Source organism: Nitrospira sp. Ecomares 2.1 (assembly GCF_965152585.1).
Map to the genome: position 1 here is coordinate 259,716 of NZ_OZ224219.1, position 22,216 is coordinate 281,931.

Genomic DNA, 22,216 nt, shown 5'->3' on the forward strand with positions numbered 1-22,216 from the left:
CGTGTTCGATCTGCTCGTTCTCCTGATTCCTCTTTTTCCTTTGCTGGCCGTATTGGCCAATGGGCTTTTGGGCTCTCGCTATTCCTCCGATCTGGCGGGGCGGCTGGCTTTTGGGTCTGTAGGCCTGTCGTTTCTGTGTGTACTCGGCGTCTTTGTTTCGTTTCTCGGAGATTCAACACCGCGCGAAGTCATCGCCTACTCCTGGATTTTCGGAGGCGATCTCTCCGTAAATCTTGCCTTTCTCATCGATCCGCTGACCGTCATTATGCTGTTAGTGGTGACCGGAGTCGGATTCCTCATCCATGTCTATTCTGTGGGCTATATGCATGGGGAAGAAGGCTTTACCCGCTTTTTCACCTATATGAACCTCTTCATGGTTTCCATGCTCTTGCTCGTCATGGGAAATAATTATGTGGTGTTGTTCATCGGGTGGGAGGGCGTGGGCCTCTGCTCCTACCTGTTGATCGGGTATTACTATGAAAAAGTCTCAGCGGGGAAGGCAGCGACCAAAGCCTTTGTCGTGAACCGGATTGGGGACGCCGGGTTTTTACTGGCAATATTTTTGATCTTTACCCATTTCGGCACACTCGATTACACGGCGGTTATGGCCCAGGCAGCCACTCTTTCAACTGAAATGGCCACCGCAATCTCATTCTGTTTGTTGGTCGGCGCGATTGGCAAATCGGCGCAATTACCGTTGTACACATGGTTGCCGGATGCGATGGAAGGCCCAACTCCGGTGAGTGCGCTTATCCATGCAGCCACCATGGTCACAGCGGGCGTCTATATGGTGGTGAGAAACCATGCGATATTTGACATGGCGCCGATGGCTTTGGCCGCCGTGGGCATTGTTGGAGGCGTCACGGCATTGTTTGCGGCCACTATTGGATTGGTGCAAAACGATATTAAACGGGTGTTGGCCTATTCAACCGTCAGCCAGTTGGGCTATATGTTCCTGGCCTGTGGGGTGGGTGCCTATACTGCCGCGATTTTTCACCTGATGACCCATGCGTTTTTTAAGGCACTTTTATTCTTGTCGGCCGGTTCGGTGATTCATGCGTTGGGTGGGGAGCAAGACATCCGGAAAATGGGTGGACTGCATGACAAGATCCCGACGACCTATCGGGTGTTTCTGATCGGAACTCTCGCCATTGCGGGAATTCCTCCTCTTGCGGGGTTTTGGAGTAAAGATGAAATTATGGCCCATGCCTTTGTCCATGGCTATTATCACTTGTATCTTCTGGCGGCCGTTGGAGCGTTCTTGACCAGTTTTTATATGTTTAGGCTCACCTACCTCACATTCTATGGGTCCTCCCGGGTGGACCCACATGTGGCCCATCATATTCATGAATCCCCATCCATTATGACCGTTCCGCTCATGGTTTTGGCTGGCTTGGCTCTTTTGGGAGGCTTTCTTGGGGTACCGCCCGAACATGGCTGGTTCCATGGTTTTTTGCATGATGTGGCGACTCCGCTTGGTGCTGAGGCTCATGAGGTGGGATGGGGCATGCTGTTGGGCTTGATGAGTGTCGCCATTGCTATCGCATTGGGCGGTTGGGGTTTAGCTCATTACATGTATAGCATTCGTCCACAGATGGCCAACGAATGGGCCGGAAAATTTCCGCGAGCCTACACCACTATTTTGAATAAATATTACGTCGATGAGATCTATGACTTCCTGATTGTGGAACCCTGTAAAAAGTTGGGGTTGCTATGGGACTGGCTTGATCGCCAGGTTCTCGACCGGTTTGTTGTCGGTATTGGCAAAGGAACCGACCTTAGCGCAGCAGCCATTACCTGGACAGAAAAGCATGTGATCTACGCCGGTTTGAATGTGGTGGGATATTCCAATCACCTTCTCTCGTGGTCGTGGCGAAAAATGCAAAGCGGTATGGTCCATCATTATGCGGCCATTATTGTCATTGGGCTGGCGCTGCTGATTCATCTTGTCCTGGTATGGTTTGTGGGATCTTCTGCCGCCGACATGTCCATCCGGTAACTGAACATCATGCAAGAAGAATTACAATTTGGTTTCCCCATTCTGACCTTTCTAACCTTTTTCCCACTCGTGGGAGCATTGGTGATCTGGGCGCTGAAAGACCAGGATTTGATCCGCAAAGCTACGCTCGGTATTGCCAGCCTGGAAATGGTTGTTGCGTCGTTGATGTTATGGCGATTCATTCCTGAGACGGCAGCCATGCAGTTTGCCGAACGACATGAATGGATTCCCTTCCTAGGTATTAGCTACCACATGGCTGTCGACGGGATCAGCGTCCTATTCGTAGGCCTGACCGCCTTCCTTATCCTGCTTCTGGTCCTTTACGCCTGGGATACGGTTAAGACGCGTCCAAAAGCGTTTTACATGTGCCTGCTGGGAATGGAAGCCACGGTGATGGGGATTTTCGTCTCCATTGATTTGATCCTCTTTTTTGTGTTTTGGGAACTCATGCTTATTCCCAGTTATTTCTTGATTAAACTCTGGGGCCCTGGAGAACAGCGCCACTATGCGGCGCTGAAGTACGTGCTCTATACCCTTTTAGGGAGCGTGTTCATGCTCGTCGGGTTTTGTCTGATGAGTTTGAACTATTTCGAAGCAAAACAGTTGTATAGTTTTGATTTACTTGACTTGCTGGCGGTTCAGATTCCTCTTAGTCAGCAACTGCTGATTTTTTGGTTGGTATTTATGGGGCTGGCCTTTAAGGCTCCGATCTTTCCTTTTCATTCCTGGTTACCCGATGCCCTGGTGCAAGGGCCGATCCCCATGTCGGTCATGCTGGCCGGGATCAAACTTGGCACATACGGCTTTCTCCGTTTTTCCTTCCCTCTACTCCCCGATGCCTCTCAGCACAGCACAGTGGTGGCTATCCTCATGACTATGGGGTTGGCGGCCATTGTCTATGGAGCCATTGTCGCCATCATCCAGCCTGACTTCCGACGCCTGCTGGTGTTTAGCAGCATCAGCCATTTGGGCTTTGTGGTCGTTGGCATGTTTGCCCTGAATTTCCAAGGAATACAAGGCAGCCTGATAACCATGATTAATTTGGGATTTAGTACGGCGGGATTATTCTTCCTGGCCGGCTTTATCTATGAACGTCTGGGTCATAATGACGTACGACGATACAGTGGGTTGGCGAAAAAGATGCCGCTTCTCGCCACCTTTATGCTCATCATTGGGATGGCCTCAATTGGGTTGCCGGGAACCAACGGGTTTATAGGGGAATTCTTGATTTTATTGGGAGTCTTTCAAGCCTGGTGGCTCTATGGAGCCATTGCGGTCACCGGGATCATTTTTGCTGCAGCATACTTTTTGTGGTTTTATGAGCGGTCTATCTTTGGACCACTGAAAGACAGCGTGCCGGCAGCCATTAAAGATTTAAATAGCCGTGAATGGGCGATTGGGGTGGCATTGTCGGTTATGATTTTTTGGATCGGAATTTATCCTTCCCCGTTCCTGCGGATGGTCAATGGATCGGTGCAGGAAGTGGTTGATCGGTTGCATCCTGGAATGGCGACGGCTCATCATCGTGATGCTCTTTTATCCGCTGAGTTTACCGGGAACTAAATATTATGGGTGAATATTCCTTACTCATCATACTCTTTGCGCCTTTTTTCGGCGCCATTGCATTGATGTTCGTTCCTCGGCAGGAAGCCATCCTGGTGCGAATGACGGCGGCGATTTCTGCGGGTATTTCCCTTCTGGCCTCATTCTATATCTTTTTAGCCTACGACACGACGAAGGGTGGATTTCAATTTGTTCAACGGTATGTCTGGTCTGAAGAATTAGGAATTGCCTTTTACCTCGGGGTGGATGGAATCGGCGGCCCACTGGTCTTTGCCTCCGCAATCTTGTTGTTTGCGGGCATCTTTGTTTCGTGGCACATCAAGGACCGGACCAAAGAGTTCTACATGTTCCTCCTGATCCTTGCGGCCGCGACCATTGGGGTTTTCATGTCGTTGGACCTCTTTTTCCTCTATTTCTTCTATGAAATGTCGGTGTTGCCCATGTATTTATTACTGGGCCTGTGGGGAAGTCATACCAAGGGGTATCTCGCCATGACCAATCCCGAAGAGCGAAAGCTTCGGGATTCCATAGGATTTATTTTCAACTTTGGATCCAACAGCAAAGAATACGCAGCCATGAAACTGGTCCTGTTCCTGTCTGCGGGGGCGGTGATGGCCTTGATGGGGATCCTGCTCATTTACCATCTTTCCGGTCTCCACACCTTTGACATTGTGGTGTTGCGTGAACAGGCTCATTTTTCTGACAACGTCGCCACGCTAATTTGGTTTCTGATCTTTTTTGGATTTGCCTCTATCGCCCCGATATGGCCCTTGCATTCCTGGTCCCCCGTCGGGCATGCCGCTGCACCGGCAGCAACCAGCATGCTGCATGCTGGTGTGTTAATGAAACTCGGGCATTTTTCGATTATTCGTGTGGCCTTTGAAATCTTGCCCGATGCGACGCGCGAGTGGATGTGGGTGGCGGCTGTCCTTTGTGTTTTTTCCATCGTCTATGGGGGACTGGTGTCTTATTTCGCCAAAGACACCAAATACGTCATTGGTTATTCCAGCTCCAGCCATATGGGTTATATATTTCTGGGCATGGCCGCATTGAGTTACATCAGTCTATCCGGAGCCGTTATTTATATGTTTGCCCATGCCCTGGCCACCAGCATGTTGTTTGCCATGGCTGGCTGGGTGTACGACCAAACCCATTCACGAGACATTCCCTCTTTGGGCGGTCTCGTTGAGAAGATGCCGTTTATTGCCGGAGCCTTTATTGTCGGCTGTATGGCCTCCATCGGCATGCCGGGCACGATAAATTTCATTGCTGAAATTATGATTATTGTGGGGAGTTGGGATAAATATCCTTTCCAGGTTCTCGTGGCTGTGCTCGGCATCGTTCTGACCCTTGCGTATATGTTCAAAATGATGCGAGGGCTGTTTTACGGAAAATTAGATCCTGAATATGCCCATGCCAGTGATGCCAGACATTGGGTGGATCGCATGCCCTTGCTTCTTTTAATAGTCTGTAGCATTACCCTTGGGATTTTCCCCGGGCATTTTTATGAAGTGGTACGGTCAACGGTTGAACCCATGGTAGACCGCATTAATCATGTGGCCCCACTCATAACCCAAAGCACCAAAGGCTTTTTGCCCTAAGCACTATACCATTGAACCTTCTGATGACTTTCTAAATACTTGCAATGACCTTTCAACTTGACCTTTCCGTCGCTGATCTGCTCCTGCTTCTGCCTGAGATCTTTCTCACGTTGTGGTTGAGCCTCCTTCTTGCCATGGATTTTTCGCTGAAACGCTTGACCCACCAACAATTGGCCTATCTGAGTATTGCGGGGATGGCGGTCACCGGTTTGATCCTTTTGGGATTTGATCAAGCCGGAACCACAGGCGCCTTGTTTAAAAACATGTTCGTGCTGGATCAGATGGCCATTGTCTTTAAGCTCATTATTGTGGGCGCCACGGTCCTTGTTCTATTTATGTCGATGGATTCTGTGCAGGACTTCAAGTTTTTCCGAGGCGAGTATTATGTCATGGTCGTCATGTCGGCCCTCGGCATGATGTTCATGGTTTCGTCCAATGATCTTCTCTCCGTCTTTGTCACCCTGGAATTTTCAACTTTTGGATTTTATGTGCTGGTCGCCTATCTCAGAGATGACCAACGCTCATCGGAAGCCGGACTCAAGTTTTTCATTTTAGGGATATTTGCGGCGGGATTATTGGCCTATGGCATCAGTTTGGTCTATGGCGAAACCGGGACCTTGATTTTCTCTGAAATGACCAGCACTCCTGGAAGTTATGGGTTAGCGATTGGCTACATTTTGATTTTTGCCGCTCTGGGATTCAAAATCGGCGCAGTCCCTTTTCATGCCTGGATTCCTGACACCTATCAAGGTGCGCCGACTCCTGTCACGGCCTTTCTCTCCATTGCGCCGAAGGCTGCAGCATTGGCTATCCTTATCCGGATGTTTTATGTGTCTTTGGCTTCATTCAAGCCGATGTGGGCGTTGTTATTTGTTGTCGCATCCATTTTCTCGATGACCTACGGCAATATCGTGGCCATTGCCCAAAAGAATATTAAGCGACTGTTGGCCTATTCCGGCATTGCCCAAATCGGAAATATCATGATCGGATTAGCCGCAGGGACGAAACAAGGCAGCGATGCGATCATGTTTTTTCTCCTGACATATCTTTTTGCGAATTTGGGAGCATTTGCGGTCATCATTGCCGTCAGTCAGGTCATGAAAAGCGACGAAATAGAAGATTACAATGGTCTGAATCGACGCTCCCCATTCTTGGCTGCGGCCATGTTGCTCTTCCTGTTATCGCTGGCTGGAGTTCCTCCGCTTGCCGGGTTTATCGGTAAAATCTATTTATTTATTGCGGCAATGAAGGAAGAGCTGTATACGCTCCTGGTTGTGGGACTGATCAATATCGTCATCTCCATGTACTACTATCTGATTGTCGTTAAAAAAATGTACATCAACGAACCCACTGATCCTTCGCCAATTCATGCGTCCATGCCGATCAAAGTTGCGGTGTACGTCGGTATTGCCGGAACTGTGCTGTTGGGTGTGTACCCCGGCCCGTTTATTGACTGGGTCGTCGGTGCCTCCCTCATGTTCTCCAATATTGCAGGCCCCACCGCGGCCGCCTCTCTTCTTCCCGGCGGATAATCGCTAGCGTGTTGTTTTCGCCTTCCTCCTTCCCTGATTGACGAGCGCAATCACTTTTCCAATATTTCCCCATGACCTCCTTGAGAGGAAATAATGTGAGTCGGGGGTGAGGATATTGATGAAGTATTGCGAAAATGGAAATCCGGTGGAGTTACATTCGCCAGGAAAGGATGGTTTCCAGGGGATTGAGTCCATTGAGTTGCCAAATGGCCCCGAACACAACGGATAAGGTCACAATCACCAGGAGGATTAGACCTATGAGGATCGAATTTCTTTTGCTACGCGGAAAACGGGGGGGAGCGACTTTCTGTGAACCCGATGGGTCTTGCCACAATGCAGAGGGTCTTCGGGGTCCTAGAAGTGCTGTGGTTTTTCGGAGAGGTTCCACTTGACGTTCTCGTGGGTCTTTTGGGGCTACCGGTTTCCTTGGTGTGAATGAGGGTGTCTTAGCTTGTGACTTGTCATCTGTCTTTACCGATGTGGGAACTTTTCTGGTATGGATATAGGATGCTCGGCAGTGCGGACAGACCAGTGTTTCCTGGATTGATTCCCCATTGTCCTCCTGGTGCACCTGTCCTCCCGTTAGTGCCACCCGGCAATATGGGCAAGCGGGGGCGTCCGGCGAGACCAAACCGTGACATTGTGGACAGGTATGTAGGCCGGCTGCACGCTCCTCCTCCAATGCGTGTTTCCCAGGAGAAGGGAAAGCGCATTGAGGACATGCCCGAGCTTCGGTCGAGACCTCTTTGTGACATTCAGGGCAGGGAACAAGGGCCATGGAGTGAATTTCCGTTCTCGCTATATCACACGTTTTTCGAACATACTTCGTAAAGACACAGTCAATCCCTAGAAACTTTGCCTAATTTTATGAGTAAATGCAGGGGAGTCCTTCTCCTCCTTGAACCAATTCAGAGATAAAGTGGTGGGTCCAACTTTCAGCTATTCTCTCTTATCTGATTTGGTCTTCTCAAGGGAGGGGGATTTTTTTTAAATCCGGTCTCCTCATCTCATTCTGTGTTCTCTTTCCTGGCTAAAATGTGTAACATTTATCGGCATGTCAGGACAGGATAATCAGAGTGTGAGCTCTTGTCCCAGGATGAGAGGATGCAAGGAACGAACAGGATTACTCAAATTTTCATGAGGGTACTATGGCCAATGAAACAGAAGAGCAAAATCATTCTATCACGCAGACTGTCAGTCAACGCTATGCCAAAGCGGTGACCAACGGTGAGCAGCTGTGTTGCCCGACCGGGTATAATCATGAGGATTTGGGCCAATTTATTCCGGAACCGGTCTTGAAGGTGTCCTATGGCTGCGGAACGCCGGTTGGCCTTTCCACTGTTCAACAGGGAGAAGTTGTTTTGGACATTGGTTCGGGGGGGGGGATCGACTGCTTTGAAGCGTCCCGGAAAGTCGGGGCCCAAGGCCGTGTCATTGGAATTGATATGACCGATGAAATGTTGGCGTTGGCCCGTACGCATGCCCCAATGGTTGCCAAAAATCTGGGTTATCCGGAGCCGAATGTGGATTTTCGAAAGGGCTTTGCCGACGCCATGCCGGTGGATGACGATCAGGTGGATCTCATTGTCTCGAATTGTGTCATTAATCTCGCTCCGGATAAGGGGAAGGTCTTTCAGGAAATGTATCGCGTGCTTCGACCTGGTGGGCGGTTCACCATTTCCGATATTGTTGCCGACCAACCCATTCCGAATTACTTAATCTATGACAAGGCCAAATGGGGCGATTGTTTGTCCGGCGCCCTCACCATCAAAGACTATTGGGGCGGGCTTTGGGACGCCGGCTTCAAAGGAGTTCATCTGGTTAATCACATTCCATGGAGAGTGATTGACGGGATCCAGTTCCTCTCTGTGACGCTTACCGGATATAAACTGGCTTCGGCATCGACAACGCCCTTTTCAACCTTTGCGACCCTCACCGGACCGTTCTCTCAAGTGGTCGATGACCTGGGTTCAACATTTACCCGAGGCCATCCTCAGCAAATCAACGAACGGACGGCTGCATTATTGGCGTTAGCTCCCTATCAAGACCTGTTCATTATTGACGAGAAACCGGTGGCTCTGGCGGTTCAAGATCCCCGCATGCGGGCCGTCTATCCCGACGAAGCGCCTTGTGTCTGGGAGGGACAGTTTGCCGTATTGACCGGACCGTTCCTAGCGGTCTGTGACGACGACCACCATACGTATCAATGTGGTGAGCCGATAGAAATTTGTTCGAAAACATACAAGGTCCTCCAGACCGATTCTTATCAACCCTATTTTGCAACTATCAATCGATCCAGGGATGGGGTGCATTCCGAACCTGTCATTTGCGGAACTTCGGAGGGGTGTTGTTAAGAACGGTGTGAAGTCGCCATTTGTGTGTAAGGAATTAAGACCATCATGACGATGAAAACTTCAGCTCTCCCCATGGTCGCCCCGGTTCAACCTTCATGGATAGCTCCGTCGTTCGAGCAAGCGTTGGCCCTCCATCATTCGCTTCCCCTCAAGGCCCAAGTAATTTCCACGCTTCAGGTCAATGTCGGGAAGGTCTGTAACCAAACCTGCCACCACTGCCATGTTGATGCCGGCCCTCAACGGACGGAAAGCATGAGCCGAACCACCATAGATCAAATCTTGGACGTGCTCGATCGAACTCCTCAGATCAGGACGGTCGATATCACCGGTGGGGCGCCTGAGATGAATCCACACTTTGAGTATCTGGTTGAGCAATGCCGAGCTCGAGACTGCAGGGTGATCGACCGCTGTAATTTGACCGTGTTTTATGTCAAGGGGAAAACACATCTTCCCCGATTTCTTGCAGACCATCGTGTTGACATCGTCGCCTCCCTCCCTTGTTATGAAGCAGACAATGTTGATCAGCAACGTGGAAAAGGCGTGTTTGATCGGAGTATAACCGCACTGCAAACTCTCAATGGCTTAGGGTATGGAGCAGACGGTTCGGGTCTCATGCTTGATTTGGTTTATAATCCCTTGGGACCTGTCCTTCCCCCGCCTCAAGTCGAACTTGAGCAAGATTTCAAAGATGAATTGGGGCAGCAATTTGGGATTCAGTTTAACCGGCTCTATACCATTACCAATATGCCGATCAGTCGTTTCTGGGATGAATTACACGATGCCGGACAACTGGAACATTACTACACGCTCTTGTTGAATAATTTTAATCCATTGGCGGTCGAGGGGCTGATGTGTCGGTCTCTGCTGAGTGTCGGGTGGGACGGGCGCCTCTATGACTGTGATTTCAATCAAATGTTGGATTTGCCGATCCAGCCGGATTCCCAGGCCTGGATAGGCCGGTTTAATCTGTCGGAATGGGAACATCGTTCAATTGTGGTCGGGCCCCATTGTCTTGGGTGCACCGCCGGATCCGGATCATCCTGTGGGGGAGCCTTGACCTAGATTCCGGCCTGGCACCCCCACATGGATTTTTCAAATACCTTTTTTACGTGACATCTTCCGGCTTGAAATGCCTGGCGCAATCCTGGCTACAGAAATAATAATTTTTCCCTTTTCGCTCCTGCACAATGGCCGTACCGGCAGCCACGTACACTTTACAGACGGGATCTTGAATCATCACGTCTTTGCCTGGGGTGGCGGGGTCTAGTTTGGGCTGGCTCCATTCACGTGCCGCCCGGCGAATCATAAAGAAGAGAACAGCTAATAAAATCAGAATGATTATAATTTTATACATAGTGTGATCAGCCTTTTGAGATGGATAGCATTTTGTACCATGTTTCCAGGTTTGATTCCACATAGTCCGTTAGCGGATTTTTGGACTAAGTGTGTTGATTCGCATGGCATTCTTCCATTGCTGTGCCCTTTCTCAACTTGTTAGGATTTTCTTGGTGTTGCTGTCCACTTTATTTGGGGCCAATAGGTTTCGCAGTCCATGCTGATTCGAGCCATACTCATAATTCTCGCAACGGGTGGTTGCACCATGAACCCTCCCTTTACGGGCACAATCCTTGATCTGACCTATCCCTTTAATGAGCAGACCGTGTACTGGCCTACGAATGAGCCATTTCATTGGAAGAAAACAAGTTGGGGGCCTACCCAACAAGGCTATTGGTATGCATCTGCGGTGTACTCAGCCTCTGAACATGGAGGGACGCATATGGATGCGCCGATCCATTTTTCGGAATCAGGCTGGAGCCTGGATGAAATTCCCGTCGGCCAGTTAACAGGTGAAGCTGTGCTGCTGGATATTCGAGCGCAAGTGGATTCAAACCCGGATTATACTCTACAGGTTGACGATATCGCCCAATGGGAAATTTCCTACGGACCAATCCCTCCAAAAGCCATTGTGTTACTCTTTACGGGATTTGGACAATATTGGCCGGACAAAGTCCGATATCTTGGCAGCTCCACCCCGGAAGATCCCACCACACTCCATTTCCCAGGGTTCTCTGCAGGCGCGGTAACCTTTCTGCTGACGAAACGGGAAATATTAGGAATTGGCATAGATACAGCCAGCATAGATGCCGGGCAGTCACGAGACTTTCCGGTTCATCAAATTCTTGGTCGAGCGAATCTTTATGCGTTGGAGAATGTGGCGCAACTCGGACGGTTACCACCTCGAGGCGCTCGCGTGACGGCCCTCCCGATGAAGATTCAAGGCGGTTCAGGAGGACCGGTTCGAATTATCGCAACCGTGCCGTAGGGGCTGTGTATTTCAGGTCCTGAACGAAAGATGTTCTCGATCTCTCAAATACACAGGCATTATTGATGATGAACAAAAGGAAACTATGGTTACAATTACATTAATGGGTGATTTGCAAACCGTTGATGGAGAGCGAGCCCTTGGATGCGAGATTGCTGACTCCATCTCCGTAAAGCAACTGATTAGGAAACAAGGGAAACCCCTTCGGGAAATCTTTCAGTTGTTAAAAGAAAAAAAAGTCATGGTGACCGTGAATAAACGAATTGCCAGTGAAGAAACTAAAGTCTACGATGGAGATGCCGTCTATATTGTCGCTCACGATGGAATGGGACAAAGCGGACTCACGCTCTCGCATTACTAATTCTAGATGACCATGTTGATGGGCTTGGGCAAACCGAAGTCTCCAGTGGTTCCCCCATGGGCTTCAGTCTTCTGGCAGGGACTTCTGACCTTAGGCGGACCTCCTGTCAGCGTGTCAAAGGGCTCAAAATCGTCCATCCCCGGTGAGCGATCACGTACGCAAAAAAAGGGAGCCGCCTTATTCGAACGGCTCCCCTCAAATGTTGGAATCTGATTACTCTTCAGTGATTTGAATCTTGCGAGGTTTGGCAGGCCCCACCTTTGGCAGAGTTACTCGCAATACTCCATTATTCAGTTTGGCTTCAATATGTTCCTGATCAATCACTTCAGAAAGAGTAAATTGGCGGAAATATTTCCCGGTCTCGTACTCGCGTAAAACATGTTCCTCTTTCTCAGGAACAGAAACTGACGGCACCCCGCTTAATGAAAGCACATCGTTACGCAGATCAATTGAGACATTTTCGGATGGTACTCCGGGCATATCCGCCACAATTGTCAGGGCCTGATCGTCTTCAAATATGTCAACATTGGGTGAAAATACCCGACCAGGGATTGTTTGTTCCGCATCCGATTTGACTTCCCGTTTATCCCGCACTTGTATATCTTGCGTCTGTGTTGTCATGTGTTCATCCTCCTTTGAATTGGATGGGGTCTTCCCCATCCCTCACTTCCATTTCAATCTTTATCCAGTAATGGCGATTTTTTTCGGTTTAGCCTTTTCAGATTTAGGCAAGACCACCATTAAAATACCGTGTTGATATTTTGCTTGCACTCGCTCACTGTCCACATCTGTGGGTAAAGTTAACTGTCGTCGGATTTTCCCGGCTTCCCGTTCTCGACGATGATATCGCACATTAGATTGCTCATCCGGAATTGCCCGCTCACCTGTGACGGTAAGATTTCGACCTGTCACCGACACCTCCAGTTGATCCAGCGTCATGCCTGGAACTTCCGAGCGAACATAAACATTTTCGCTATCCTGTGACACATTCATAAGCGGATAGACACCTGCTGGAGAATCCCAACCATTCACCCTGGATAGTCCATTGAACAAGTGCCCGAGATCTCTCCGTAGCCGGTCCAGCTCTGAGACTCCGCCCGAAAATCCATTGATCGGCCAATTTTCCAATCTTCGAATGACCATAGCTTACCCCTCCTCTTTGAACTTCTCGTACTCCATTCTTCCAAATGTTGTTAATTCGTCGGGATACCTTCGAAGGTCAAACATGCATCGATGTTACTTATAAAATAATTTCAAAATTCCGGGAGTCAAGTAGGACGATAATTTTCTGGGGAAATGCGTAAAAGGAGTGGGAGATTGTTCGGTACACAAGATTGAGCTAGGAACAAGAATGAAAGCGGAAAAAATGAGAAACACACAGGGCGCCCAATCGGCGTAATTGACCTGAAGAAAGCCATGACCGCAACCCTCTCGCTTCAACCGTCCTGCCTTTTAGTGAATCCGAAGAGAAATAACAAAACTATGTAATGGCGTGACTGTTTGTCTGAAAAAGAAAAGACTTGTCCTGATCGTAGGGGGAATTATTCGCCGACATAGGGAGAATGTTTTTGGAAAACGTCTTTGCGTAAACCGAATTTGTGTTGGTGCATGGGCGTTCGGGCCATGACGACCATGCGGGTGAACAATATGGCCGCTATTGACATTGTTCAATCCAAATCGTGAATGTATTCCTTTCTCAGGAGTGTTTCGCGGTCTGCGGGAGGGCCGCTCACCATTTCATAAGGAGGATACGATGAATCAGCGGTCTTTCGGTCTCGGATTACTGTTCCTCATGATGTTGGTTTGGAGTGGATGCGATTCCGGCGAATACGGAAAAGAAACGAAACCGGAACCCAAAGCGGAAAGTACAACCATGTCGCCGGCCGAAGCTCCGAGCATGGCGGAAACTCCACAGGTTGAAGGCGCTCTGATGGCAATGGCCGGTGTCGCCGGTGCAGCAGAAAATGAGGAAGGGGTCAACCATTTTCAGCAGGGGCATTGGGACGTGGCCCAAGAACATTTTTCGAAGGCCATAGCCGCGAATGCTGACCTTCCGGAAGCTCATTACAATCTTGCGCTCGCATTGGATAAGTTGGGGAACCACGGTGATGCCACGAACCATTTTAAAAAGGCATTGAAACTGGCTCCGGCTGATCCGTTGATTGCCGGATCTCAAATTCTTCAGGCTCATGTGGGCGGGTGAAATCCTCACGGCTAGAGAGGTCCAGCAAGACATGGGAGTTGTCATAGTTTACGGACATCCCTGTTGCTCCCGTATTGAAGTCCGACGTTGTGCTGAGGCCCGGTAGAATGTTTTCCACCGGTGGGAAGAATACCATGTCTTAACTGTTCCTAGCTTTTCTTAAAACCGGAATTGCGCCGTGAATGGTTGTCCTACTTCCACGCCACCTCCTAGGACAGGTTTCAAGTCACCTCAAAATCCCTGAGGGAAATTTGCGAGGCTCTCTTCCCATGGATGCGCTGTATTATCCCTTTCACCTTTGTCATGAAAAGACTCTCCATCAGCTTTTGGAGAACTATTCCCATGTCCATTTTCTGGATTTTATGGCCTTGCAATTAACCCCGTTCATGGGAGCAACAGGGTTTCCGGACCTGATGGGGGATTATTATCCGGATCTTTTAGAGAGCGGTAGAATCATCCAAGGGCATAATGTCAGTGGGCCGCTGAATGGGGCGATGGTTGCGGCGGTCAATCAAGATCTCGCCGATCCTCTTTGGCGATCGATTTTTCATGAGGCTTTGAAGGATGATCGACGGTTTCAGCGAGGGTTGGTGGCATTTTCCCAGGATAGCCAAGGTCGAAGTTCCGTCCCGACTGACTCTGCACTCTTGGTCGCATTTCAACAGCCAGAAAGGGAGTTCGTGCCTTACACCGTTGAAACCCTTCAAGCCATGAGCCGAAGACGGTTGCCTGAACAGGAGAGCCTGGCGTTTGAGTATGGGTTTGGGTTGATTAAAACGGCTGCCGCAGTGATCTACAGTATTCGGCGATGCCAACAATTGGGCTCGGTCGCCGTCACCGATTCACCTGGGCATCATCAGCTCCTGACAAGAGCATGTCAGCGGGATAGCGTGGAGTTAAGCAAATTCTGTGTAAAGCGGGAAGGGTACTGAGGGGGACTGTTGAAAAAGTCCACCAGCGGCGTTCTCATTGCTCGAAGGGCTCAACGTACTTCCCGGTACGCCTCCCTCTCCTCCCTGCTTGCGGCCTTGATGGACGGCCATTTTGAACAGCCCATGAATCTATGAAGAGCCAAGCCATGAATATCGAAAACCCTAAGGTGCAAAACACTTTGGCTACCGGGGTTCCTCGTCGCGGATCCGTAGAAAAACCGGAAAGCGAGGGATGCCGTTTTCGGTCAATCCCTGGTGACGAAAGGTGACCCGGCTCTGTAACGGTGGCGGGCGACGCCGCTGCTCATGACTGAGCCCGCTTCCGATAAAGAAGATGCCCCCATCATCGGTGCGTACTTTGAGTGAACCAATCTGACCGGCAAACTGCCCCTTGCCTGGCCGATATCCAATGACTGTCGCTTCCGCATCAGTGAATAATTTCAACTTCAGCAAATCCTGACTACGGCCACTGGCGTACAACGCAGTTTCCCGGTGAAGCATCAACCCCTCACCACCTTCATCGGTCACCGTGTGCAACCATTTCAACAAGTCTTCTTCGCTCCCAATCCGCTGTTGTTCAATGATTCCCAAATAGGGAGCGCTGCCTTCGATCTTGAGGCGATTCATCTCGAGCACACGTTGGGCAAATGTTCCGCCATGTGCCGGAAGATCAAAGACCATCAAGCGCACATTTCGCCATCCATCATGGGGTTGTTGTGTCCGGACAATGGACGATACTTCTTCATATCGGCTTCGCCCTATCCATAACTCTCCATCCAAGGACACGGCTGGAAACCCTTTGGTAAACCATGCCGGTGCCGCAAACACATTGCCGCCTCGCGAAATCAAATGTGTTCCATCCCAACGAGCGCGGACGCCGTCGAGTTTTTCGCTGACCCGGTATTGGCTGAGAGTAAGACCCTGCCGATAGATGTCAGCCAACATCAGTTCGGGTATCGTGCCGGCTTGTGTGACAGAGAGGGGAAGGAAAATGATCAGGAGGATGGCCGGCAACAGGCAGTTCTGTAGCTTGCGGACTGCCTCCGATATGCCCAAGCGATCATGCGCATGTTCGGTGGGGATGATCCAGAAACAGGGTTGCCTCATTCCTCCTCTCGGGGAAGGGTGATTTGTTTATTCGCCGATCGTGTCAATCAGTTCGATCTCTTCAGGCAATAATGAGAACGATTCGGCCTGAAGATCCTCTTCCATATGTTGTTGGCTGGTCGTTCCCGTCAATGGGAGCATCCCAATTTGCAGGGCAAAGCAAAAAATCACTTGCGCGGGATTCGTCCCCAATCGTTTAGCGATGGTCCGAATATCGGGGTCGGCCATCACCCCTCTGTTGGCCGTCAGGAGCGAAAAGCCCTGGTAAATGATGCCATGGGTTTGGCAAATCCCCCTCACTTCTCTATCCCAACCATGGGAGGCATAACACCGGTTCTGCACGACCATGGGTTTGATCCTTGCCTCTTCACACAGTTGGGTGAGTTGTCCGGCCGTGACATTGCTGATACCAATCATTTTGGTCTTCCCGGATTGATAGAGGTCCTCCATGGCCGCCCACACCTCACGGTCAGAATCTCCCAACCCAAATCGTGAGTACGGACCATGCAAAACATACGAGTTCACATAGTCGGTATGGAGGTGGGTGAGCGAGCTGGCAAATGATTGCTGCACCTGAGTGGTGAGATCGGCCGAGGCATCATAGGGAGTGCGATGGTCCTGTCCGTTCACCGGGGTAAATTTCGTTTGCAAAAACAGGGTTTCCCGCTTAACTCCCAGCTTGTCGAGTGCCAGCAGAGCTTCACCCACCAGGTCTTCCCGGTAATGAATGAGCTGGTTGGCCGTGTCGATGGCTGTGAACCCCGACCCCACCGCCAATTGCACCAGATGGGTTGTGGCGCCTTCTTTCCACGCCGTGCCATACATCAATGAGGGAAGTGGGACATTATTATAGGCTGTTAAAGTCATAAAGATTCCTCCAGATTGAATTCAGAATTTATGGTTCTTGCCTTACAGCTTGACGACCTGTATCGGAAATCCATCTTGGGGTTTCCTTAAAAACAAGCGCTGGTGGGGAAAACCTCGCACATGTGTCCCCAACTCTCGTGTCAATCTGCTTTTCAGTGTTGCCGGGTTTCGCCCCGGCAGGCGAGGCCCTTTTGTTTCGGCAAAAGGCCCCAAAACCAGTGACGCCCCGTCTGCCCTCATGGGAAGGCCCGGACGCCAACCTGAGAAGGGCGGACCAACTCGCTCCGCTCATACAAGGCCCGCCAGCGGATGAGAGCGTCCCGCCCTTGAGCCAGACGGCAGGCGTCGGATCGTGGGAAACGAACCTTTCAGAGAACGCTTGAACGAGCGAGCCACCATATATTTTGTATGATCCGATTTAATCACGTATTCGCTTTGGATTCACCTTGTTCAGTGGCCATAAGTGCCACTTAAAATTTTGGGCACTATTCTAGCTACTTCGCTTGTATTTTTCAGGTATTCAGGCAGTATTTGGGGAGAAATGAAAGGGGCGGTGGAATTTGCCTCCGTTGGTGTTGGGGTATTGGCCTGCCTGGGCACCAAATATTCCGGGAGACGCACTATCACTTACCACGGTTACCGGCCGGCTTTCTACAGATGTTCCCGGCCATGGGGAGAGCGAAGATCCTGGTCGGGGCCGAGGGGAACGATACCCGTGGGGTTAATGTCATCGTGAGTGATGTAGTAATGTCGTTTGATGTGATCCATATTGACGGTCTCCGCCACGTCGTCGTATTGATAGAGATCTTTGAGGTAGCCAAATAAATTTGGATAATCAATGATGCGCCGGATATTACATTTGAAATGTCCGTGGTACACCGCGTCGAACCGGATGAGCGTCACGAACAACCGCCAGTCTGTCTCCACCGGGACCTTCCAAAAAAGATATCGTTGCATGGCTAACCGCAATTCCAATGCATCCAGCATCTCAAATAGACGCCGGACTGCATGTTCGTAGGCCGGTTGAGACGTCGCAAATCCGGCGCGATAGACCCCGTCATTGACCTGTTCATAAATATCGTCATTCAGTTGGTCGATCTCCTGCCGGAGGTCAACCGGATACAGGTCTAATTTGCTGGCGGTAAACTGATTGAAGGCCGTATTCAACATCCGCATGATGTCGTCATCGGAATTACTCACGATACGTTTGGTTTCACGATCCCACAATGCGGGCACTGTCACGCGTCCGCGATAGGCCGGATCATTCGTACGATAAGCCTCACTCAGAAACTGAAACCCGTTGACGGGGTCAGTCGAATGACCCGGCCCGTCTCGAAATGCCCAACCTCGGTCATCCCGAATCGGATCAACAACCGTCATGCCAATCACGTCTTCCAGCCGTTTCAGCTTTCGCACAATAATCGTGCGATGAGCCCAGGGACAGGCCAGCGACACATAGAGATGATATCGTCCGCTCGCGGCGGGGTGTCTCGAACTGCCGTCCGTCGTCACCCATTCCCGAAACGCATCACCCTGACGCAAAAAGGCGCCCTCGCTGGATTGTTCGTCTGGAAATTGTGGTTGTTTGCTCATCATATTCTCATTTCTTTCGACATGATTATTGAAAAGTCTAACCGACCGGGTTGTTCTATTCTTGAAAGCTCTATCGGAAGGAATAACATCCGGTGGTCTAAAAATATCCTGCACTCTATCATGGATGAGAATGTCGTTCATCTGGCTTTGGTCTGCCTTCCCTCCAGATATTCTTTCGCTGCTGTTGGGATATGGGATTAACCTGGATTTTCCAACGGAACTCATCTATTTCTAAATCTGAGAGACTTTCTCCATTAGATCTGAAAAATTGAGTGGCTTGGCTAAGATCGCAATCACGTCTGTGTCTCGATTCTCCTGTTAAATGGGATAATATGCCTGTTCGGAAGAAAGAATATTGGGCAAATCACCCTACGGCTCCTGGTCAGCGTTTAAAGGATCAGCCTCCTTTGGGGGTCCTTTTCAGCATTCTATTTCAGCCATTAAGCTTATTGTTGGATACAATTGATAACTTGCCACTATTGGACTTTTTAAGAATCTATGTAGCAGTATTCCTGGCAGGTTTGGGGACATATGTAGATTGAGGTCGTATATGGCCGGATTTGAAAAATACAGGAATATGTTAACTTGTCAGATCAATCAATTTCTCGATGAAGAAGGGTTGATAAATAATCCTGAATACCAGAAGGCTTTCAAAAACCATTGTTTTGGATTGAATGGTCAAAAATATTTTCCTACAAAACAGACTTCATCCGAGAAATTCCTTTCAAAAATGGTTTATGGGTTTCGCGAAATATCGGATTCTTACTACTTCCTTAAAGATATAGAAACTTATATTGGAAGATTTCCATACCGAAACACTAAGATTTCTCAAACTAGGTATTTGGCCTATCATTTTGAAAACTATTTAAATGAAATATATCTTCTCAAAGAACGGCTGGCTTGCTATTTTACTGTCATTGGAAGGCTATATAAAAAAGACAGTCGACATGGATTAATATTGAAAAAAACAAGCTCTCTTTCTAACTTCGTCGATGATTCCCTTAAAGGAATTATTAAGACAAGAGGCACACATGTACACCAAACAAGGTTTACTGACGAAGACTTGGATAGACTGAAGACTCAAGAATTTTTAACAGAACATAGTGGGAAAAAATTGAAAAGTTTAGGGAATCTTTTCAAAGAACATTATGGAATTACAAGGAGAAAATATAAGCAAATAATTAAAGCTAACAACGGACAAGTAAAAAAAATGCTCGATATATGCTTCGATACTCTTTTTGAAATTATTGCTAATAATGAAGGGCAAATCAAACATCCTAAAATGGACACTTAAGTTTACTCATATGAGGATAATTAAAGGAGTCAGAAGCCTTTTTGTGACATTCCGAATTAGGCAGATGCCACAGCGTATGAGATTGTTTATAGTCGATCGTGCGTCGCCAAGTTGGCCTTATGTATTTCGTTGATCTTGGTTGTCTCCTTTTAAGTTTGGAGTATTCAGGCTCCCATTTTTTTCCTCATACTTCCATTTCAGCCCACTTCCCAGCACGAAATCGGTATGAGAAGCGCCGTTAAACAGTCCCGCCGAGGTTAAGGTGACACAGACCATGATGAAGGCCCATGGATTTTCAGATCCGAGGATGCCCCTGCCATTGATTCCCAGAAGACCGGTCACAAAGGTAATTGAAGGCTGCACTGTGAGGCAATGGTTTCAGAAAATGCTGAGGTCGGTGTGTCAGCGTAATTGATAGGTGAATTCCGGCCATGTGGCCTCACCGTGTATGGCTCCTGATTCGGTTACCCCGATTTCCATACGGGACTGAAACGGTGTGGTGCCGGAAATTCCGCTGAACCGGCAGGTCCCCCACATCCAGGTGAATTCTCCGTTGCAAGTCTCCGCCAGGCTCTTGCAGGCCCACCGGGAATGTATGACTGCGTGTGTGTCGGGGATCGTCATCGTGCACGTTCCAAAGGAATCACGGGCTTTGGTTTGGGTCGATATTCATCGACACCTGGCAACAGATCTGTGCCTGATTGAAGAGCCCTTGCGATGCTCGCAAAGGAGCCCGCTCTTCAAGAATGCCGTTTACCTCTCCATGAAAAAATTTTCCGGTAGTTTTCCATTTCAAACATGTTGCCTTTGCCGGACCAGTGAGCAATCACATCCCTTTCGACAATCGTCGCGCTCCAACCCGCCTCAGCGGAACTGAGCCACAAGAGCAGACTGACGCCACCAAATTTTAAGAATAGCATGCTTAATTCCAATCCTATTTTCAGCCTAAAACCGGCAGACAGTTTTTGTAGTCCAGAGATCCTTCAATTGGAGCTGAAACAGACTATGATGAGAGTGCACGGTTAAGAGACACTAAAATGTAAGACATATATTTTTCTTAGGCACACCAGGATATTTTGGCCCCTCAAATTGACTAGATCTACGAGGCTGCCCTTGAGGTCTTTTAGAAGAAAGAGATGGCATTGAACATGATTTTGAAAAACCCAGGGTTTTATAGAGTACCACTTTCTGAAATTTACCCTTATTAGTACGTTAACAAGTGCCGGGTTTAATTTCGAAACTCTTTGGAAAGCGAGGCTACTCATGGAGCAATTTTCCTTTTGTCCCACACTGGCAGCCCCTCGGATTAAATCGGAAATCGCATCTTCGAGGAAGTCTAAATCTCAATGGAATACAAAAGAAAATTGTCAATGTTTAATGATTGTGGGGAATGATTCTGCGGCAACGGAAATGTTGAAAGAGGCGCTGGGTGAATGGGGATACGAAATCGTTACGGCAAGGAATGGATGGGAAGCTTTGGTTCTGGCGGGTCGGCGTCCGGTGGATGGAATGCTTGTAGATATGAACATGCCCATTATGGATGGGAGGACCATGCTTAGTGAATTACGCTGGTTGGGGTATCGGATGCCAGTGCTAATGATGTTAGGTGAGTCGGACGAACGAATCCAATCTCAATTGTTGATGGAAGGCGCCCAGGGCTTCATTTTAAAGCCACCTCATCTCCAATCTCTCCAGCAAACTTGTAGACAGGTATTTTTAAAGTATGCAGTTGAGGAATATGCCGCCTCTTATATCCCCGCTGGTACTAACAAGAAATGAAATAGGCTGGTTGGGGGGCTTATTCGTTTAAATCTTCCTTGCCCGGTGCCCACCATATCTGAGTTTGCCCTTCCCCATTCGTACCTTGCCAAGTAGCTCCGGTTTATTCCTTTAATTCAATTTTTCGCATCGCAGGCAGCCTATCTGCAGTCACCAATTGGCCTTCGTCTTGCCCTGTTTCAGAATTGTCTGGTAGGTTCAAGACTGGTGTTTTGCCATCAGGCTTAAACCCTTGCAGGAAGGAATACGACTATGGGAGAAGTTGATACGTCGCCAGCAGTTGCCGCCAAGGTCATGGAGGATCTCACGGCGTTAGATGTGGATCCGGACAAATGTCAGCGTCTCTATAAGGCCGCGCTTATTCAGTCGAGTACGGGCGTGACCTATCGGATGTTGTCCAGGATCCTTGAGACCGGAAAGGTGGATATCGTCCACTATGCCTGTGACTTGGATGCAGAAGGTAAGCCGACCACGAAGTGGAAAATCAGGCGTATTCTTGAGCAAGCCCCCGAACGGTTCGACAAGGAGGTTGAGGCCATCAAGAAGTCCATGGCCGACGAGAGTGAGACCGTGAAGGGCGCATGGGTGCACGATATGACCGGGCTCCCTGACGTGCCGGCACAAGGGAAGAGCCTGGATGAATGGTCGCGGAGCATGACCTCAGAGGTGAAGAAGAAGCCAACCTAGAGAACGCTAGGTTGGCGGATC

20 protein-coding genes are annotated in these 22,216 nt (G+C 49.2%); 13 read left to right on the plus strand and 7 right to left on the minus strand.

Annotation, left to right across the window (positions count from 1 at the left end):
* Window position 1 precedes the first annotated feature (1 nt).
* From nuoL to arsS, 6 genes are all read left to right on the plus strand, one after another.
* On the plus strand, window positions 2-1,999 hold the full coding sequence (nuoL, locus tag ACWHYD_RS01210) for an NADH-quinone oxidoreductase subunit L (protein WP_447964125.1): 1,998 nt from the start codon (window positions 2-4) through the stop codon (window positions 1,997-1,999).
* A 9-nt stretch (window positions 2,000-2,008) separates the two neighbouring features.
* Window positions 2,009-3,562, plus strand: a complete 1,554-nt coding sequence (locus ACWHYD_RS01215; protein WP_447964126.1) for a complex I subunit 4 family protein — start codon at window positions 2,009-2,011, stop codon at window positions 3,560-3,562.
* Window positions 3,563-3,567: 5 nt separating this feature from the next.
* Window positions 3,568-5,163 carry a complex I subunit 4 family protein gene (locus tag ACWHYD_RS01220; protein ID WP_447964127.1) on the plus strand — a complete coding sequence of 532 codons (1,596 nt, stop codon included), beginning with the start codon at window positions 3,568-3,570 and terminating at the stop codon, window positions 5,161-5,163.
* Window positions 5,164-5,207: 44 nt separating this feature from the next.
* Window positions 5,208-6,695, plus strand: coding sequence for an NADH-quinone oxidoreductase subunit N (locus ACWHYD_RS01225; RefSeq protein WP_447964128.1), 1,488 nt, complete (start codon window positions 5,208-5,210; stop codon window positions 6,693-6,695).
* A 1,148-nt stretch (window positions 6,696-7,843) separates the two neighbouring features.
* Window positions 7,844-9,049, plus strand: a complete 1,206-nt coding sequence (locus ACWHYD_RS01230) for a methyltransferase domain-containing protein (protein ID WP_447964129.1) — start codon at window positions 7,844-7,846, stop codon at window positions 9,047-9,049.
* Between the two features lie 51 nt (window positions 9,050-9,100).
* Window positions 9,101-10,111 carry an arsenosugar biosynthesis radical SAM (seleno)protein ArsS gene (gene arsS / locus ACWHYD_RS01235; RefSeq protein ID WP_447965802.1) on the plus strand — a complete coding sequence of 337 codons (1,011 nt, stop codon included), beginning with the start codon at window positions 9,101-9,103 and terminating at the stop codon, window positions 10,109-10,111.
* Between the two features lie 43 nt (window positions 10,112-10,154).
* On the opposite strand, the gene ACWHYD_RS01240 is transcribed toward arsS, so the two are convergent.
* On the minus strand, window positions 10,155-10,403 hold the full coding sequence (locus ACWHYD_RS01240; RefSeq protein ID WP_447964130.1) for a YHS domain-containing protein: 249 nt from the start codon (window positions 10,401-10,403) through the stop codon (window positions 10,155-10,157).
* 246 nt (window positions 10,404-10,649) lie between these two features.
* Here ACWHYD_RS01240 and ACWHYD_RS01245 point away from each other — a divergent pair, with 246 nt between their 5' ends.
* Window positions 10,650-11,372: a cyclase family protein gene (locus tag ACWHYD_RS01245; RefSeq protein ID WP_447964131.1), complete on the plus strand. Its 723-nt coding sequence runs from the start codon at window positions 10,650-10,652 to the stop codon at window positions 11,370-11,372.
* Between the two features lie 85 nt (window positions 11,373-11,457).
* Entirely contained in the window at window positions 11,458-11,733 is a 276-nt protein-coding gene (locus ACWHYD_RS01250) for a MoaD/ThiS family protein (RefSeq protein ID WP_447964132.1), read from the plus strand.
* A gap of 213 nt (window positions 11,734-11,946) precedes the next feature.
* Here ACWHYD_RS01250 and ACWHYD_RS01255 read toward each other — a convergent pair whose 3' ends face one another.
* Window positions 11,947-12,354 (minus strand): Hsp20/alpha crystallin family protein, encoded by a 408-nt coding sequence (locus ACWHYD_RS01255; protein ID WP_447964133.1) that lies wholly within the window; start codon window positions 12,352-12,354, stop codon window positions 11,947-11,949.
* 60 nt (window positions 12,355-12,414) lie between these two features.
* Window positions 12,415-12,876: an Hsp20/alpha crystallin family protein gene (locus ACWHYD_RS01260; RefSeq protein WP_447964134.1), complete on the minus strand. Its 462-nt coding sequence runs from the start codon at window positions 12,874-12,876 to the stop codon at window positions 12,415-12,417.
* A gap of 610 nt (window positions 12,877-13,486) precedes the next feature.
* On the opposite strand from ACWHYD_RS01260, the gene ACWHYD_RS01265 reads away from it, so the two are divergent.
* Complete coding sequence (locus ACWHYD_RS01265; RefSeq protein WP_447964135.1) at window positions 13,487-13,936, plus strand: tetratricopeptide repeat protein; 450 nt, start codon at window positions 13,487-13,489, stop codon at window positions 13,934-13,936.
* 269 nt (window positions 13,937-14,205) lie between these two features.
* On the plus strand, window positions 14,206-14,868 hold the full coding sequence (locus tag ACWHYD_RS01270) for a hypothetical protein (protein ID WP_447964136.1): 663 nt from the start codon (window positions 14,206-14,208) through the stop codon (window positions 14,866-14,868).
* 183 nt (window positions 14,869-15,051) lie between these two features.
* On the opposite strand, the gene ACWHYD_RS01275 is transcribed toward ACWHYD_RS01270, so the two are convergent.
* The 3 genes from ACWHYD_RS01275 to ACWHYD_RS01285 form a co-directional block, all read right to left on the minus strand.
* Window positions 15,052-15,975 carry a DNA ligase gene (locus tag ACWHYD_RS01275; protein ID WP_447964137.1) on the minus strand — a complete coding sequence of 308 codons (924 nt, stop codon included), beginning with the start codon at window positions 15,973-15,975 and terminating at the stop codon, window positions 15,052-15,054.
* Between the two features lie 27 nt (window positions 15,976-16,002).
* Window positions 16,003-16,842, minus strand: a complete 840-nt coding sequence (locus ACWHYD_RS01280) for an aldo/keto reductase family protein (protein WP_447964138.1) — start codon at window positions 16,840-16,842, stop codon at window positions 16,003-16,005.
* A 651-nt stretch (window positions 16,843-17,493) separates the two neighbouring features.
* Window positions 17,494-18,435 carry a glutathione S-transferase family protein gene (locus ACWHYD_RS01285; protein WP_447965803.1) on the minus strand — a complete coding sequence of 314 codons (942 nt, stop codon included), beginning with the start codon at window positions 18,433-18,435 and terminating at the stop codon, window positions 17,494-17,496.
* A gap of 550 nt (window positions 18,436-18,985) precedes the next feature.
* On the opposite strand from ACWHYD_RS01285, the gene ACWHYD_RS01290 reads away from it, so the two are divergent.
* Window positions 18,986-19,729 carry a hypothetical protein gene (locus ACWHYD_RS01290; RefSeq protein WP_447964139.1) on the plus strand — a complete coding sequence of 248 codons (744 nt, stop codon included), beginning with the start codon at window positions 18,986-18,988 and terminating at the stop codon, window positions 19,727-19,729.
* A gap of 402 nt (window positions 19,730-20,131) precedes the next feature.
* Here the strand turns inward: ACWHYD_RS01290 and ACWHYD_RS01295 are convergent, their stop codons facing one another.
* Window positions 20,132-20,353, minus strand: coding sequence for a hypothetical protein (locus ACWHYD_RS01295; RefSeq protein ID WP_447964140.1), 222 nt, complete (start codon window positions 20,351-20,353; stop codon window positions 20,132-20,134).
* Window positions 20,354-21,106: 753 nt separating this feature from the next.
* On the opposite strand from ACWHYD_RS01295, the gene ACWHYD_RS01300 reads away from it, so the two are divergent.
* Window positions 21,107-21,508, plus strand: a complete 402-nt coding sequence (locus ACWHYD_RS01300) for a response regulator (RefSeq protein WP_447964141.1) — start codon at window positions 21,107-21,109, stop codon at window positions 21,506-21,508.
* 252 nt (window positions 21,509-21,760) lie between these two features.
* On the plus strand, window positions 21,761-22,195 hold the full coding sequence (locus ACWHYD_RS01305; protein ID WP_447964142.1) for a hypothetical protein: 435 nt from the start codon (window positions 21,761-21,763) through the stop codon (window positions 22,193-22,195).
* The last annotated feature ends 21 nt before the right edge of the window (window positions 22,196-22,216 follow it).